Origin of the sequence: Paenibacillus sp. sptzw28 (assembly GCF_019550795.1) — a bacterium.
GTDB lineage: Bacteria > Bacillota > Bacilli > Paenibacillales > Paenibacillaceae > Paenibacillus_Z.
Window position 1 is genome coordinate 5,692,883 of the sequence record NZ_CP080545.1, and the last position, 16,743, is coordinate 5,709,625.

The following is a 16,743-nucleotide window of genomic DNA, read 5'->3' on the forward strand; positions in this document are numbered from 1 at the left end:
TTTGTAAAGCCCTCCCCAAAAAATGTGTTCAGAACAAACAAAACCCAAGAAAATGATGCCATAGGCGGCATGCTCTCTCAGGTTACGCGCAAAACAAGAAAAGGCGGCACGGCGGACCGTTACCCGTGCCTAACGATTTCTTGCTTCTCGTAGCCAGATCATTTACGGTGACCTCGTAGAGACTCTCAAGCCGATTCTTGAGATTATACGAAAAGGTATGCAGTTTGTATAAGTGATTCTATTATTCTAAGGATCGTTCGACAAAAAAGTCAACAGTAAAAATAGGACATGACGCTCTGTTATTTACAGTAATTCAAGCAAGAGACAGTCAGAACATGAATCGATTATGTAACAGAGGATCAAAAAGACTAACTCACCTTTTTTGTATCTAATAAAATAATTAAGAGGGCCATCGCCCTCTTAACATGGTTAACTTTTTATCCAATTAATCTAAATATAACATCAAGAAGTTTTTCATATTTTGGGCCCCGCAACCCGACATTATTAGAACAAGGGCACAAACAATTCCTATAATAACCGTTACTTTTTTCATGGACTGAGGCGCCTCCAACCCAAAAAGATATTGATAATTTGAATTCAATGAACGCTTTCTGTCCAGGTTGATCAATTTTATCATGAAAAGTATACAATATTAAGATGAAGTCCAATACAAGTTACATTATCCATAAATGGTAAATAACAATTGCAGAATTTTTTCAAGTCGGATGTCTTACCACTTTCAAAAAAATGCAGCTTGCCTCCATAACCGGAGACAAGCTGCATTTGGTTTGTTTATTCCCACTCGATCGTAGCCGGCGGCTTCGATGTGATGTCGTAGACAACACGGTTGACATTGTCGACTTCGTTGACGATTCGCACCGAGATCTTCTCGAGCACATCCCACGGAATGCGCGCCCAATCGGCGGTCATGCCGTCAATCGAGGTAACGGCGCGAATACCGACCGTGTATGAATAGGTGCGGGCATCGCCCATGACCCCGACGCTTTTCATATTCGGCAGCGCTGTGAAGTACTGCCAGATTTCGCGCTTCAGGCCGGCTTTGGCGATTTCTTCACGCAGAATCGCATCGGAATCGCGAACGATCGTCAATTTCTCGTCCGTTACTTCTCCGAGCACACGGATCGCAAGACCCGGACCCGGGAAAGGCTGACGCCACACAATCTCTTCCGGCAGGCCGCACTCTTCGCCGACCTTGCGCACTTCATCCTTGAACAGCGCCTTGAGCGGTTCGATCAGCTTGAACTTGATATCCTCCGGCAGTCCGCCGACATTATGATGCGATTTGATCGTCTGCGCCGTTGCCGTTCCGCTCTCGACGATATCGGTGTACAGCGTACCTTGCGCCAGAAATTCGAAGTCATCAAACTTCGCAGATTCCTCTTGGAAGACATAAATGAACTCGTTGCCGATGATTTTCCGTTTCTGCTCCGGATCGTCGACGCCTCTAAGCTTGCCCAGAAACCGCTCGCTCGCATCGATCTTCACGACCTTCATGTCGAACTTGCCGACGAAGGTCTCCATGACGCTGTCCGCTTCGCCTTTGCGCAGCAAACCATGGTCGATGAACATACAAGTCAGCTGGTCGCCGATCGCTTTGTGGAGCAGAATCGCGACGACCGAAGAATCGACTCCGCCCGATAATGCGCACAGCACTTTGCTGCTGCCGACTTCGCTGCGGATATCGCGGATTGCATCTTCGATAAATGTCTCCATGCTCCAGTTGCCTTCGCAGCCGCAGACGTTATAGAGAAAATTACGGATCATCTCATTGCCGTATACGGAATGGCGCACTTCCGGGTGGAACTGCACCGCATAGAACTTGCGCTCCGCATGGCTCATCGCTGCGATCGGCGCATGCTCGGTGCTCGCGTCGACGCGGAAGCCTTCAGGCAGCTGAACGACGTGGTCGCCGTGGCTCATCCATACAGTTTGACGGCTTTCGAGCCCTTGTACGAGATGGCAATCTGCTGTGAAATCGACATCGGCCTTGCCGTATTCGCGCTTGCCTGCACGCTCGACTTTGCCCTTCAACTGGTGGGACATCAGCTGCATGCCGTAGCAGATGCCGAAGATCGGCAGCCCGAGATCATATATAGCCGGGTCGACGAGCGGCGACTTCTCCTCATAAACACTTGCCGGACCTCCCGAGAACACGATGCCTTTCGGCTGCAGTTCGCGGATCCGCTCAACCGGCGTGTTGTAAGGCAGCAGTTCGCTGTATACGCCCAAATCCCGGATACGTCTTGCGATTAATTGGTTGTATTGTCCGCCGAAATCGAGGACAACGATTATTTCATTTGGCTTATCCATGCCGAGCCTCCTCAAGACTTTTGGCGATACTTCAAGTTTCCATCCTACGGTGCAACAATCCCGTTTCGGAAGCATACGCTCAAATCAATGTGATAATTATATATAACGGCGTTTGGGACAGTCAAGGCGGAAGGACTTCGGCATTAAGGCTTGGCTCAGGTGAACGGTAATTCAAAGGTTGTATAATCAGTCCTCGAAGGTGTCCAGGTGTGACCGGTAACCGTCGACTGCGGCGAGCAGCTTGCTGCGAAGCTTGCTCAGCCATTCGGGATCTTCCGGTGCGTCGGGCAGATCTATAACGCGAAGCAGGTCGGCGAATCCTAACAGGTTATCCATTCGTTTGAACCAATTCAGCGCGGCGATCATATCGGGATCAAGCGGCGTTTCCGTAATATAACCTTCTATAAAGGCTTTAACCCCGGGATGGCTTACATCGACTTCATATTTGGACACATCTCCTAGAGCATTGGCAATGTCCGCTGCATACCAGTGCGCGCAGCAATCGTCAAAATCGAGCGTCCCGACCGTTTGGCCCTCCCATCGGTGGTTATCCAATTCGAAATCGTAATGAATCAGACCGTAATTATCACCGGTAACAGGCAGCTGCTCCGCCCAATCGATAATTCGGTGAAGCTCAGCTATGGCGGATTGTTCGTGGCCGGGAAGCAAGCCGCGGACGATCTCAAGTCTATCCCTCGAGCTCAAGCGGCTGCGGCGGAACGATTCGGGTATGCTTTTTAAAATGTGATGAAGACGGCCCAGAGCGCTCCCCCAATTGCGAAATTGCGCTGCATTGAGGTCTTCGATCTCGAGCTGGTCGCCCGGCAGCGCTTCGAAGAGAACTGCATGATACGTTCCAACTTCGGTGTGCACAGTCTCCACGTACTTGCCGCTGCGCGAAGGCACAGGCTGCGCGGTCCGGACGGGCTGATCGCGAAGATAGAGCAGAAGTCCGATCTCCGATTCCACTTGACTGAGCTCCCGCTCGCACGCATCGTTGAAGCGCAGAAAATATAGCCGACCTTCCTTGCGCAGTACAAATACGAAGTTCGCGCTGCACCGCAAGCACAATACAGATCCCGGGTCATACCCCCATGGTGCGGCGATCTGATCTGCCAGCGGGCTCCTCCAATCCGCATCCACGGTATCCATAACCTTCTTCATCGTACTTAATTTCATCATCATTCCGGCAAAACCTCCATTGGTTAATGTGGCCGCTGCCGTACTTCGGGCGGTTTGACAATTGCAGGGAGGAACAGCCGGGCACAGGAAGAAGCGAAACGCCGTCTTATTCCGGCGAAGTACGTTCCTCCCATGTGAACTATAGAGAAAGTATCGCAAATACTTATACATTTCTATAGCAGCACAAAGAAGCCGCGGTCCATTAACCCCCCGCAGCTTCTTGGGCACGAACAAATAAAAAGCCCAGGCCTCTAGTTCGCCTGGACTCATCGTTTCTCGGGCATCAGGAAAGCGCCAACCGTAGAAGTGAGGGGCAACGAAGGGTGAATCTCGATAAAACATTCATATCGTTCGTCATTGCGCGTACTCACTCCCTTCACTTATCGATACTTTCAGTATACACTTCCTAAGACATATGTCAATATTTTCCTTGAACATCTGATGAATGAGGTGCAGGCTCGCGCTCGTTGATGCCCTAATAACGGGGCTTCTCCACCCGCCCGGCCATTAAGCTAGCCGGACCATGAACGTCTTGATCTCATAAGGAGCGATCGCGAAAGCCGCTTCAGGACCCGGGGCCGCCGCCGTGAGCTCATTCTCCATCAAATCGCACTCCGTCCATGAGACAATGGTTCTTCCGCTTCGCAGCACCGCCTGTCCGCCGGCTCCCGAGAACTCATGCAGCCTGACGCTGACCGCCTCCCCGTCCTCCGCCTTCTTGACCGTGTCGATCACGACATGGTCCGCAGACAACGAGAACATGGAGAAGCTTCCGCCGTCTGCCTCTCCCGGCTCGCAGGTCAAAGGATTGTTTAGCGCCCACGCTTCCTGCACCGTCCTGCCTGCAAACCAGTCGCCCTCATGCGGCAGGAGGGAATATGTGAAAATATGCTCCCCCTGATCGGCCGTTTCGTCGGGCACCATCGCGGACTTGATCAACGACAGCCGGAGCACGTTGTCCTTCACGTCGTAACCGTATTTGCAATCATTGAGCAGGCTGACGCCGTACCTGCGTTCGGACAAGTCCGCCCACTGGTGGCCGACCGTCTCGAAACGAGCGTAATCCCAGCTCGTATTCCAATGGGTCGGACGTTTCACATTGCCGAACTGGATGTCATAGGTCGCCTCCGTTGACCGGACGTTGACCGGAAACGCTGCCTTCAGCAGCTGCCGCCGCTCCCGCCAATCGATATGCGTATCATAATCGATTCGGCGGCTGCCCGCATACACGATCATTTTCTGGCGAATGACGGAATTGCCATACCTCCAAACGAAGCTGATTACCGCCCGCAGCGGCCCCATCTCATCAAGCTGCATGTCCAGCAGATCGGTAACGGCCGTCATTTTTTCAGTATAGAAAATGTCGATATCCCATGCTTCGTGACGGCTCATCGTCCGAAATGCTCTGCAATCCGGCCAGGAAGAGCAGCATGTAATTGCCGACGGCGCCCCATACGGCGGTAATTATTACGGTCAGCATCGCATGGCTCGCACCGAGCCAGTCGATCGGTCCGGACACGATATGCAGCTTCATCAGGAACTGATTAATGATGCCGTTATAGGAATTGAAGATGATATAGAACACGATGGACATGACCGAAGCGCTGAAAATCGTCGGCAGGAAATAGACGGCGCGCAGCAGCTGGCGTCCCCGCAGCGCCCTGTTAAGAATCACCGCCAGTATGAGTGACAGCGGGATCGTCAGCGCGAGCTTGCCTCCGGCATAGACGAAGGTGTTGACGACGGACTGCCAGAACTGTTCGTCCCTCGCGATCCGGTAGAAATTGTTCAGCCCGGTAAACCGGGGCTAACCGAAGCCCGGATAATCATAGAGCATGTAACGAAGCGCCCATGTAATGGGGTAGATGCCCAGTACGAGCGTTATCAATACGCTGGGAAACGTAAAGATGTAGGCCTGCAGCTTTCTCTTGTGCATCGGCTCTCTCTCCTCTTCTAGGTTCCCTTTTATTATAAAGTCAACCGTCCGCCGGGCAGGACGGTCAATCCGATCAACCGCGGGGGTCAATCGTATTTTAAAGGCGACCGCATTGTGTTTAGCTAATCATCTGAGGAGTTTCTGGTGGAGAAGGAAAAAGAAAACAACGGAGTATAGGGATGACGCCCATGCTGGGCGCTACCAAAAAAGAACCCTCAATCAGCTTCCTGATTGAGGGTTCTTTTGGTCGGAATCTATATCTTCATCATCCATTATATTTTTAAATCAATGTAATATGGACAGGCCGTTGAAGCATGTCCCGAACCCGCAAAGGCGCCGGATAGACGCAAAAATATTCTTGAGCAGATATCAGGGAAGGAGACCATCCGCGAACTAATACTTATCCTGTGACGGTTACCTTCCCCTGCTCCACGAATAACGGCAGCGGTGGGCCAGGACTAGTTTCGTGTCCCAGGCGCCGCTGCGATTTTTATTTTGGTTCTATTCTATCGGATTTGACTTTAAAAACTTAGGAAAGTTCTTAGCTCTGTCAGGTATCGCTTTGGTTCCTGCTCCCTTCGGGGGAACCACGTGTTATTATCAGTCAAAACCATACTCCGGCGTTTACAGCTGCTTTCCGATGCTTATGCGCCTTGGCTCGGTCTGATGTGACAGCGCGGAAAGAAATGCTCCGACCTGTTCCTTCGTCGGCATTTCCAGCCAGTCGGCGTCATACCGCGCCTGTTCGTCCCAGCGGACGAAGTCGGCCACGAGCTGCGCGGTTTGCGGCGGCAAGGCTAGCGCCGCCGCATATTCGCGTGCGGTGCTGTGCGCCGGCCGGGCGCCGCAGCGCCTGTACAGCTCGCGCCAGCACGCATCCGCGAGCGCGAGGAACTGCCCGCGGGCCGCTGTGAGCCGGCCCGTATCAAGCGCGCTGCCGTACCGGCGCAGCGCGCTTGCGAACGCGAAGCGTTCGCGTTTGCGCCACGCCGCCGCCGAGAGCACGGCGGCGGCTGTGGCGCACGCGGCCAGCGCGGCCACGGCCCACGGCCTGGCCGCCGCTGCGCCGCGGGCCGCTTGCGCGAGGGCATTCGCCTCGCGCATAGCGGCTTCGGCGGCCCGCACCGCGGCCGCCTGCAGCTGCGCTGCCGCGCGCATGGCGCGCTCCGCGGCGCGCCCAGCGCCGACCGGGGCTGCGGCATTGCCCGCCGCCGCGGCAAGCCCGTGCTGCGCGGCATCGGCCGAATCGGCCGCCGATGCCGCTGCGCCTGCGCCGCCGGCTTCGCCCGCCGGCGCAGCGAAGCCCGGCGTCGGCTCGAAAGGCACCCAGCCGACGCCCGGGAAAAACACCTCCACCCAAGCGTGCGCATCGCTTGCCCGCAGGGTGTAAGCCTTCGCGTTTGCACCGCCTGTGCTCGGCGTACCTTCAAGCGCGCCCCCGTCGCCGGCTTCGCCGGGGGCGAACCCTTTTACATAGCGTGCGGGTATGCCCTGCGTCCGGAGCATGACCGTCATCGCCGTTGCAAAATGAACACAGTAGCCCTGTTTCTGTTCGAACAAAAATTGATCGACGAAGTCTTCCCCCATGACCGGGACCGACGTGCCCTTCTGAGTATAGGCGAAATGACTGCGTAAATACGCTTCGATGGCCTTTACCGTCTCATAACGTCCGCCCCCCGTTCCGTCCGCGATTTCCTTGGCAAGCCCGCCTACGCGAGCGGGCAGTGATAATGGAAGCTGTGTATACTCTTCCGCGATATCTGCGGGATCGGAAACCGAGCCGTCTACAGTCCGCAGCGTATCGGCGCTCATATCCGGCATGCGCGTCTCGATCGTATACTGCTTGACGAGCTCGCCGTCAGCAGGGTACAGGGCACCGGTTGCAGTATTAAGCCTGTATCGGTAGGCCGCCTTTCTGTCATCTACAACCGGGTTAAGCGCGACAACCTGCGCATCCGCTCCCGCCGTCAACAACGGCCACCCTGGCGACGGGTATTCCGCCGTCACCGTCTGACGGATCACACGACCCGTCTCGCCCGCTGCACCCACATCAGGTTCTGCTGTCGCTCCACCCGCACCCGGGCTGTTTGACGCCTCCATTCCGGCCGTACCCTTATTCTCCGCTATCGTTTTCTCCTCCATGCGCTGGTTGGGCTGATCCCAGCCTTGGCCATTGTAAAAAGCCTTACTCTCACCTCGCATGTAGGTCGATTCAGGAGATAAAACCGTAAACAACGCTGTCGAATCCGGCGAAATCGGCGCGCCCAGCCGGCTGTCATCGAATCCGTAGCCGGTCAGGCCGGCGGTACCCGGAACTGCGCCCGAATTCAACGCATTAATGCTGTCATTGCGAGAAACTGCGGCCGTCCGGCTTTTGGTCAAATGCGTCTTTCCCCAATCAACTGCTTCCGTGACCCACGGTGCAGGCCCTGCGGCCGGAAGCGTTCCCCACTGGGCAATCACTCCCGCAGCCGTTAGAAGAACGGCTGCCAATGCCGCCCCGCTCCACCAGCTCACGGGCCATCCGCCTACCGAGCCGTTCCGGGAGCGGACAGAATGTACAGCACCAAGCAGCCGCTCGATTCTCGGAAGCGTCAGCAGCGCGCTTAACAGCAGACCCTCCGTGCATGCCCGAATCAGACCGGGGAGCACATCAATCCCGAGAAAGGCGTATAAAGCGAGCAAATACAGAGCGGTAAGCGCCGTTAAACCGAGTCCCCACTGCCTGAGCCAGACGAGCGACTGCACGGCTGCAGCCATCATGCCGAGCCCCATGATGAGCAGCAGCGTCCGCGTCTCACCGCTTAGCTGCAGGTGACCCTCCATAACGCGAAGCGCATCACCGCTAAGCGCCTGGATCAGCCTCGCCATTGAATCGACGGCAGAAGGGGATTGCACGCTGAACATATACAGCACCGCACCGACGCATACGACCCCGTTAAGAAGCAGCGACGCCCAAACCGGAGGCACTAATAGTCCGACGGCCAGAAAGCAGCCCACCGCCGCAATAACCGGGCCGACGCGGTACAGTTCCGTATAGGCCTTTAACTGCTCCAGCGGCAGCAGCCATTCCGTCATAAGGCCAAAGAGCAGAAGGCTGGTAACGAAGCGCCGGGAACTCTTATTGAAAAAGACCGCGCCTTCCTTGTCGATTTCCCGTATTCTCCCAGCGCTTCGGCTAGCTGATTGCTGCGCTTGCATCGCGATCCACTCCCTCCGCAATTTCCGGCTGCTTCCGGTAATCAGCAGGAACCGGAAGCAATCCGGCGAAGCAGCCGGCTCCACTGAGCCGCTCCTGCCACCGCCTTTCAGCATCCGAAGGAACAGCTCCTCTGCATGAAAACAACATATAGAGCCGCGCTCCGCGAACTCCGGCAATCCTTGCTGCGTGATAAATAGATGACATATGACCGGCCGGCGAGTCTTCCAAGCTGCTGCCATAAATTTTATTGCCGGCTTCAGCTGCGGCAAGCGATGAATTTCCCCCTCTGGCCCTGCTCGCGCCGGTCAAATCTCCGGGCTTTCGGGCCGCTCCCCCCATAACCGCCGCCCCGTCCGGCAGGTCCGAATGAACGGCGCTGAAGCAAACAAAGGCAGCGCCGCGCGGCAGTGAGGCGGTTATATCTGCCAGCCATTCTGCCAGCGGCTTCACGCCATCCGCCCGCAGCCGGGCGAGCCGCTCTTCCGCATTTCGCAGCGCCGATCTGTCTCCGGACCGAATGTGAATACGCGTTTCTTCGAGGTCGGTGCAGATCAGCTTGATGCCGTTTCCCGCTTCCCAAGCGCTGCGCACCGCGAGCCAGGCACGTCCCGCGTTCGCATCGAACAACCGTCCGTCGCCGGTATATACAGTCTTCGATGCGTCGAGCAGTATGACCGTATCGCCCGGCAGCTCGGCGTCGCTAATGCGGGTATGCAGGCCGAGCCCTCTCGCCATGGCACGCCAATTAACCCGCCACAGCGGGTCTCCTGGAACGTATACCCGCGACTGGACCCCCGAACCTGAACGGCGCACTGCCGCAGCAGCACTCATCGACGAAGCCCCGATTGAATCAATCGGCCGTTTATGAACCGGTTTGGTTCGGGCAAGAGAACCCGGCAGGCCTTCTATTCGGTCGCCCTGCGGCGGCACCGGCCTTACAAGCGCCCGGCCATCGGTGCTAATAATGAAGCTTCGCATGCTCATGCCAAGCAAATCGCCGACCGTAATGCGAACCGGACGGAACAGCAGCTCTCCTCTTTGCAGACCCATAACCGTGTAGCTTATTGTTTGTTTGCGGCTGAACAAGGAAAGTGCTATTGCACGGAATAATAAAGGCGGTGAAGGTCGGCTGCCCTCCGCCTCCGAAGCATTTATGATTTCCTCCTTTACCGATACCCACATCATCGGCAGCGGTCTTGTGCTGCGGACTGTCAAACGGACAATCATACTTCCCCCGTCCACAAGCCGTGCTCCCGCATCGATCGACCTCTCGACCGTAATACGTCCAACCGCCGCGTATGGAATAACGATACACCATACCGCCATTGCGGCGGCAGTGGCAAACAGAAGCCACTCCACGGCGCCTCCCCGTGATTGCAGAGCTGCGCCGCATGCCGCCAGAAGCAGGATAAGCACAAGCCGCGCAAAATGGCGGCTCTGCGGCTTCCGGTCTCCGACTGCAACAGCCAAGCTCTTTTTCATATGAGCAGCGTCTGTTTTATACACCCTTTTTACATGGGTACCCGGAGCACCGGTTCCTGGTCCACTAACTGCCGCTGCATCCGCCGGAACCGAAGCTGCGGCGCCGCGGAAGGCTTTCCCTCTTCCGTTCATCGGCGTCGATCGCCTTCGCCGGACGGTGCCGGCACCGGAGTCGAAGCGAGGATCCGGCGCAGCACATCCGCCGCCGTTATCCCTTCCGCCGCAGCCGCATCCCTCATAACCAAACGGTGAGCGAGCACCTCTTCTGCCGTCTCCTTCATATCGTCGGGCAGAACAAACCGGCGTCCGTCAACATATGCGGTCGCCTGCGCAGCCCGAACCCAGTCCCGCGTTGCCCTCGGGCTTGCTCCGAGCGTCAGCTCCGCAGCGGTTCGAGTTGTACCCACAATTTGTACCGCATACGCCAGCAGGGCCGAATGCACGTGCACCGACTGCGCATCGCGCTGCATCCGCAGCCATTCCTCCGGAATGATTACAGGCCGCAGCTGCTCAGGCTGAAGACGATGCCCGCCGCCCTCCAGCATCGCAATTTCATCCTCCGCCGACGGATATCCAACGGTCAGCCGCATCATAAAACGGTCCAGCTGCGCTTCCGGCAGCGGATACGTCCCGTCGTCGCGAAGCGGGTTCTGCGTCGCAAGCAGCATGAATGGCTGCGGCAGCCGCATCGTTTCCCCGTCCGCCGTAACACTCCGCTCCTCCATGGCCTCCAGCAGCGCCGATTGCGTACGGGGCGGGGTACGGTTTATTTCATCCGCCAGCACCACATTGGCCATAAGCGGGCCCTGGCGAAACACGAGGTCGCCCCGCTTCCCATCCCATACGAGCCCCCCGATGACATCGGCCGGCAGCATATCCGAGGTGAACTGGATGCGGCGAAATTCTCCGCCTATAACCCGTGCGATGGCTCGCACAAGCAGCGTCTTGCCGACGCCCGGCACATCCTCGAGCAGCACATGCCCGCCCGCAAGCAGCGCGGCAAAGACCCTCTCCACAACCTCGCTTTTGCCGAGAAGCACACTGTTCACCCGTGCCATCATCAGCCGAAGCAGCTGACTCGCCGCTTCCGGCCAGCTATCCTGCTGCTTTTCCACCGGAAAATCGTCTGCCTGCCATTCTTCCGCCGATTGTTTTGGAATCATTCCCGCTCACGTCCTTTCATAACGCCCTATCACGCGATTCTATCAACCAGTTTCTCCAGTTCCCGCGATCTTTACACCTGCTAGATTAATAGCAAAGAGGGCAACAAGACCAAGTCGGCACCGAGCCCCCGATTCGGCATCACGTCGGCTCCGTTTTAAGTCGACATTCCGACTCCTTCTGGGGGCGCATACACAGCGGAGGCCGCTTTAATGCGTTTAGCCGGTCTTCCTGCTTTTTCGCATACAAAAAAGGCCGCTCCCCTGCCGGGAAACAGCCCTTCTCGTTTCATCGCTATTTCAATTCCTGCGCCGCCTTCAGCACTTCCTGAACATGCCCCTTGACTCTGATATTCCGCCACTCGCGTACGAGCTTGCCCTTCTCGTTAATGAGGAACGTCGAGCGGACCAAGCCCATATATTCACGGCCGTAAAGCTTCTTCAGCTGCCACACCCCGTAGAGCTCGCATACCCTGTGCTCCGGGTCAGCCAGCAGCTCATAGGGCAGCTCGTACTTGGCGGCGAACCGCTCATGTGTCGCAGCTGTATCAATGCTGATACCGAGCACGACTGTGCCCAATTCGCGAAACTCCGCATAGACATCGCGGAAATCGCATGATTCCTGCGTACAGGCAGGAGTCAGATCCTTCGGGTAGAAGAACAGCACAACCTTTTGCCCGATATAATCGGAGAGCTTCACTTGACGGCCGCCTGCCGCTTCAAGCGAGAAGTCGGGCGCCTTTTTGCCTACGAATGCCTTTGCCTTAATTTTAGCCATTGTTTCGTCCTTTCCTTCTTGCAGCCGAGCAGCTTACGAACCGGCGCCGCGGTACCGTTTAACCCCAAGATTCCACACCGTTAGACCGATCGACAGCATAACAATTCCGACTACCGGCGTTAGAAGCGCCAAGCTCGATAATCCGTCTTCGTGCCGACCGAGAAAATACGATGCCGGAATAACGCCGACAAAAGCGAACGGCAGCACCCACGTCAGCAGGAAACGGATCGTTTTGTTATAAATGTTGACCGGGTAGCGACCGTAATTCTGGAGATTGTACATGAGCGGCAAAATGCCTGTCGGCGCATCGGAGTAAAAGGATATCGCCGTCAGGGCAATGTACATTCCCCCGTAGATCAGCACTGCGCCAATGATGAACACGACAAGCATCAGCACGTCAAGCGCTTCAAAGGGCAGACCGAGCTCAGACCAGCTGAGTGCCATGATAACCGCTCCGACAAGGGAGCCGAACAAGGACGGCGGATCCATATTCTCAAGCAGCACCTGATACAGATTGTAAGCGGGCCGGGTCAAAATACGGTCCATTTCGCCCTTTATAATATAGCGTTCTCCGAAGTTCCATAAATTAAAGAACACTCCGAAAATTCCGAAAGGAACCATGAAGAAGCCGTATACGAAGACAACCTCCGCCTCAGACCAGCCGCCGAGCGACGGCGTGTGCTGGAACACGATGAGGATAAAGATCAGGTTAACCCCCTGGAAGAGCAGGTCGGACAACACCTCGACCCAGAAATCCATCCGGTAGGCAAGCCTGGTCTTCGCATAGTTCTTTAAATATTCCACACATAAGGACCAGTAAAACATCATTTTTGCGTCATCCTCCCTGCACGAACAGCCGGTACCGCGCCTGCCGCCATACCCAAGCGATCGGTACGATCAGCACGAGGAACCAGATGATTTGCACGCCAAGCACGCGCAGCGCTTCGTCTCCCGCGACTCTTCCCGTGAACACAGAACTCGGCAGATAGGTGATCGCCTGAAACGGCAGCCATTTCATTGCTATCGCGAGCCAGCCGGGAAAGAATGACACCGGTACGATTACGCCCGAGAACAGATCGACGAGCACCCGCTTCATCCGCAGCATCCCCTCGTTATTTTCCACGAAAAAGGCGAACAGTCCCGTCAGCATATTAATTTGCGTATTAATAAGAAAGCTCAACACCAGCATGACAAAATAGAGCGCCCATACTCCCGGGTCGGTCGGCAGCTTGACCGGGAAGATCAGGCAGACGACAACAAGTCCCGGTGCCATAAAGAGGAGCAGGCGGAAAATCCCTTCACCGAAGGCCTGCATCATTTTGACGAATAAATAATTATACGGCCGGATGAACTGTATAGCTACGCTGCCGTCGCGGATTTCGCTTGCGATTTCGCGGTCAAGGTTGTTGAAGTAGAAAGCGCGGGCCATCCACGATACCGCTACATAGGTCGTCATCTGAGCAAGCGTAAAGCCCCCGAGTATTTTCTGCGTCCCGTAAATCGCTTCCCATAGGAAATAATAAGCGCCTATATTGATCGCATAGATGACGATGCCGCTGTAATAGTTCACACGGTAAGCCAGCATCATAAGGAAACGGATACGGATAAGGTCCAGATATGCGCTAGTCATTACGCACCTGCTCCTTCTTGTTATCAGGCCCACCAACCGCTTCGCTGTCTGAATCCGCGTCTTTCCCGGCCTTGGTGCCGGCAGCTTTGTTGTCCGAATCCGCGTCTTCCCCGCCTATCGTGCCGGCAGTTTCACTGTCTGAAACCGTGTCTTCCAGGTTCTTAGCACCGGCGGTATCAAGAAGTGCGGATTGTTCCTCATCGATTGCGGGTTGGCTGAGCTTATCGGCTGCTTCCTGGGAAGCCGAGCCCGATTGGTATATTTCCCGGACGATCTCGTCCGTGTTCGTCTCCATGATTTTGATATCGCGGATATCAGCCCCGCCTCCGACGACACGGGCCAAAGCATCGGACACATTCACTTCGTGAGGCAGCCACATTGTAGCGGTCAATTCATTGTCCACCGACCAGGTCACGCTATCCAAACCGCTGGTGAGCTGACGTAATTCGCCGATTTCCGGAAGCTCGCCGAATTGAAACTGAATCTCCCGCCCCTTGCTCCAGCGCGACTTCAGCTCCTCCAATCCGCCGTCATAGATAATGCGTCCGTCATCCAGCATTATAACGCGGGAACAGAGCGCTTCGATATCCTGCAGATCATGGGTGGTCAGCAGGATGGTTGTGCCGTGCTCGCGGTTTATTTTTTTAAGAAAATCCCGTATTTCCGTCTTCACCACAATATCGAGCCCAATCGTCGGCTCATCCAGAAACAGGATCGACGGGTTGTGCAGCAGGGATGCGACAAGCTCGCACCGCATCCGCTGGCCGAGGCTGAGCTTGCGCACGGGACGGTTAAGCAGCTCGCCGAGATGAAGCCGCTCCACTAGTTCATCAAGCCGTGTGCGGAATTCCGCCTCCGGTACCCGGTACACTTTGCGCAGCAGGCGGAAGGACTCGATTACGCCGATATCCCACCAAAGCTGGCTGCGCTGGCCGAATACGACGCCGATCCCGCGAACGAACTTTTCGCGTTCCTTGTAGGGTACGAAGCCGTTTACTTTCAAATGACCGGAGGTCGGGACCAGGATGCCGGTGAGCATTTTGATCGTAGTCGATTTTCCTGCGCCGTTCTCGCCGATGTAACCGCATATTTCGCCCTGGGGTATCTGGAAGGAGATGTCCTTCACGGCTGTGATTTCGTTATATTCCCGCTTGAACAGATCCTTAAGTGCTCCGGCCAGGCCTTCACGGTTTTTTTGAACATTGAACTGCTTGCGCAAATCCTTGACATCAATCGCCAACATAAGCGTGTACTCCCTTTCTTTTACCTCGACATTTCCTGGGAAATAAGTGCCTTTTTCGATTCTAGCAGATAAAACTTGCTTCTATACGACGTTACATTTTATAATTTTATGATATGTAATACTACAACAGATTAAAGAATGCGTAAACGGGTTGATTTATAAGAGAAAGCTAAATGCCTGGCGGATACGCTAACAGGACACATTATTGTGCTTTGTTCCACGCCTTGTGAAAGCGGAGGATGCATATAGTTACGGGTGGGCCGTTGAATACCATTATAACGAACCAATGAGGAGGAACAGAACAGGATGCCGCGGGTGAAGACAGGAAAAAAAAGAGCATGGCTGCTGCCATTAATTATTGTACTATCCGTAATAGTCGGATTCGCCGCCTATCAAGGTGTTGGCGTATATAAGTCGCTTGATAAATTCAGCAAGTCGAAGGACGAATCGCGGTTTAGCCAGTTTAAGGAGACCGCAACGGACCAGCCTGCGAAATGGGAAGGAACCGAACGGGTCAACATTTTACTTATGGGCGGCGACAACCGGGGTTTGAAGAAAAATGATGCAGCCCGGTCGGACTCAATGCTTGTTGCCTCGGTCGACCCGGTAACGAAACAGGTCCATCTCTTCTCTATATTGCGCGATACTTACGTTCCTATTGAAGGACATGGCGAAGGCCGGATTAACACGGCTTTGGCGCTTGGCGGACCTAATCTCGCCATGAAGACGATCGGCGGAATGCTTGGTCTTAATATTCAATATTATGTTTATACCGATTTTGAAGGATTCAAATCGCTGATCAACGCAATCGGCGGGATCGACTATGATGTCGAGAAGAACATGAACTACGTCGATAATGCCGACGGCAACCGGTACGACATCCATTTGAAAAAAGGAATGCAGCACCTCGACGGAGAGCATGCGCTGATGTATGTCCGTTTCCGTCATGATGCGATGAGCGATTTCACCCGAACCGAGCGTCAGCGCAATTTCCTGACAGCGGTCGCGGATAAGCTGAAATCGGGATGGAACCTGCTCCGAATGAAACAGATTCTGGACAGCGTACAGCCTTACATTGAAACAAACCTTGAAGTTTCGGATATGCTTAAGCTTGCGCAGCTCGGCGTCGACAGCCATATGGCGGGACAAGCGCAGGTACCGCCGATGGACTTGATCGGCGATAAGAAAGTTGACGGGGCGTCCGTACTTTCGGTGCGGAACGATGCGGAGCTTCTAGCTTACGTGAAATCAGAGCTCAGCAAGGACTCGACGGCTCCGTCTTCTTCAGGCACCCAGTCTGTGAACAGCACGGACGGCGGCCAGGCAAGCGAAAGCAGTGCCAGCGGGAGCAGCTCCGCCAGCGGCAGCAGTGCCAGCAAGTAATTGGCGGTCGCGTCTTAATGTCTTACAATAGACGGAGGGTGATTCGATCCCGAATCACCCTCCGTCTTGCTTGTTATGGCGGGACAACCGCATGTGAGCGGTCAATGCGCTATCACGATGACTCGTCGCAAGCGCATTTAGTCGCACCGATGACACTCTTCACGCGCAACGGGCCACTGGAGCTCATTTAGTTTCACCTGTGACACTATTCAAGCGCATACGGGCCACTGGAGCTCATTTAGTTCCACCGGTAACACTATTCTCACGCATACGGACCGCCGGAGCTGATTTATTGCACCGGTGCCACTATTCGGACTCATCCGGCCCGCCGGAGCTCATTAGTTCAATTACCAACCGTCACCGATGCCGGTATTCGGGCACTGGCGGGACGCTTTTGCTTATTACATATTAGGAGG

Annotated in this window: 10 protein-coding genes, 2 pseudogenes and 1 riboswitch; of the genes and pseudogenes, 1 reads left to right on the top strand and 11 read right to left on the bottom strand. The window is 55.2% G+C overall.

Annotated elements, in window-relative coordinates:
• Nucleotides 1-130 precede the first annotated feature (130 nt).
• Nucleotides 131-231: riboswitch (purine riboswitch) on the bottom strand.
• Nucleotides 232-792: 561 nt separating this feature from the next.
• From guaA to KZ483_RS26415, 11 genes and pseudogenes are all read right to left on the bottom strand, one after another.
• Complete coding sequence (gene guaA / locus KZ483_RS26375) at nucleotides 793-2,331, bottom strand: glutamine-hydrolyzing GMP synthase (RefSeq protein WP_220350473.1); 1,539 nt, start codon at nucleotides 2,329-2,331, stop codon at nucleotides 793-795.
• Between the two features lie 186 nt (nucleotides 2,332-2,517).
• Nucleotides 2,518-3,516, bottom strand: a complete 999-nt coding sequence (locus KZ483_RS26380; protein ID WP_220350474.1) for a phosphotransferase enzyme family protein — start codon at nucleotides 3,514-3,516, stop codon at nucleotides 2,518-2,520.
• Nucleotides 3,517-4,020: 504 nt separating this feature from the next.
• Complete coding sequence (locus KZ483_RS26385; protein ID WP_309568617.1) at nucleotides 4,021-4,905, bottom strand: glycoside hydrolase family 38 C-terminal domain-containing protein; 885 nt, start codon at nucleotides 4,903-4,905, stop codon at nucleotides 4,021-4,023.
• Nucleotides 4,904-5,449, bottom strand: a pseudogene (locus tag KZ483_RS28785) (carbohydrate ABC transporter permease); the annotation flags it as partial. The pseudogene KZ483_RS28785 and the gene KZ483_RS26385, both read right to left, overlap by 2 nt.
• Before the next feature lie 624 nt (nucleotides 5,450-6,073).
• Entirely contained in the window at nucleotides 6,074-8,650 is a 2,577-nt protein-coding gene (locus KZ483_RS28960; protein ID WP_309568683.1) for a transglutaminase-like domain-containing protein, read from the bottom strand.
• A complete protein-coding gene (locus tag KZ483_RS28795) occupies nucleotides 8,628-10,265 on the bottom strand; it encodes a DUF58 domain-containing protein (RefSeq protein ID WP_258881438.1) in 1,638 nt (545 codons plus the stop codon). The genes KZ483_RS28960 and KZ483_RS28795 overlap by 23 nt, the downstream gene beginning before the upstream one ends.
• The gene (locus tag KZ483_RS26395; protein ID WP_220350476.1) at nucleotides 10,262-11,296 is read right to left on the bottom strand and encodes an AAA family ATPase; all 1,035 of its coding nucleotides are present in this window, start codon (nucleotides 11,294-11,296) and stop codon (nucleotides 10,262-10,264) included. Before KZ483_RS26395 ends, KZ483_RS28795 begins: the two co-directional genes overlap by 4 nt.
• 292 nt (nucleotides 11,297-11,588) lie before the next feature.
• A complete protein-coding gene (bcp, locus tag KZ483_RS26400; RefSeq protein ID WP_220350477.1) occupies nucleotides 11,589-12,071 on the bottom strand; it encodes a thioredoxin-dependent thiol peroxidase in 483 nt (160 codons plus the stop codon).
• Between the two features lie 33 nt (nucleotides 12,072-12,104).
• Complete coding sequence (locus tag KZ483_RS26405) at nucleotides 12,105-12,896, bottom strand: ABC transporter permease (RefSeq protein ID WP_220353695.1); 792 nt, start codon at nucleotides 12,894-12,896, stop codon at nucleotides 12,105-12,107.
• A gap of 10 nt (nucleotides 12,897-12,906) precedes the next feature.
• Nucleotides 12,907-13,701 (bottom strand): ABC transporter permease, encoded by a 795-nt coding sequence (locus KZ483_RS26410; RefSeq protein WP_220350478.1) that lies wholly within the window; start codon nucleotides 13,699-13,701, stop codon nucleotides 12,907-12,909.
• Between the two features lie 205 nt (nucleotides 13,702-13,906).
• Nucleotides 13,907-14,944: pseudogene (locus KZ483_RS26415) on the bottom strand (ATP-binding cassette domain-containing protein); the annotation flags it as partial.
• A gap of 306 nt (nucleotides 14,945-15,250) precedes the next feature.
• On the opposite strand from KZ483_RS26415, the gene KZ483_RS26420 reads away from it, so the two are divergent.
• Entirely contained in the window at nucleotides 15,251-16,327 is a 1,077-nt protein-coding gene (locus KZ483_RS26420) for an LCP family protein (protein WP_220350479.1), read from the top strand.
• Nucleotides 16,328-16,743 lie beyond the last annotated feature (416 nt).

Bases quoted from the DNA above. Each gene is read 5' to 3' on its own strand.
- KZ483_RS28795 (WP_258881438.1), bottom strand. From the start codon at position 10,265: ATGAACGGAAGAGGGAAAGCCTTCCGCGGCGCCGCAGCTTCGGTTCCG.
- KZ483_RS26395 (WP_220350476.1), bottom strand. From the start codon at position 11,296: ATGATTCCAAAACAATCGGCGGAAGAATGGCAGGCAGACGATTTTCCG.
- KZ483_RS28960 (WP_309568683.1), bottom strand. From the start codon at position 8,650: ATGCAAGCGCAGCAATCAGCTAGCCGAAGCGCTGGGAGAATACGGGAA.
- bcp (WP_220350477.1), bottom strand. From the start codon at position 12,071: ATGGCTAAAATTAAGGCAAAGGCATTCGTAGGCAAAAAGGCGCCCGAC.
- KZ483_RS26410 (WP_220350478.1), bottom strand. From the start codon at position 13,701: ATGACTAGCGCATATCTGGACCTTATCCGTATCCGTTTCCTTATGATG.
- KZ483_RS26405 (WP_220353695.1), bottom strand. From the start codon at position 12,896: ATGTTTTACTGGTCCTTATGTGTGGAATATTTAAAGAACTATGCGAAG.
- guaA (WP_220350473.1), bottom strand. From the start codon at position 2,331: ATGGATAAGCCAAATGAAATAATCGTTGTCCTCGATTTCGGCGGACAA.
- KZ483_RS26380 (WP_220350474.1), bottom strand. From the start codon at position 3,516: ATGATGATGAAATTAAGTACGATGAAGAAGGTTATGGATACCGTGGAT.
- KZ483_RS26385 (WP_309568617.1), bottom strand. From the start codon at position 4,905: ATGAGCCGTCACGAAGCATGGGATATCGACATTTTCTATACTGAAAAA.
- KZ483_RS26420 (WP_220350479.1), top strand. From the start codon at position 15,251: ATGCCGCGGGTGAAGACAGGAAAAAAAAGAGCATGGCTGCTGCCATTA.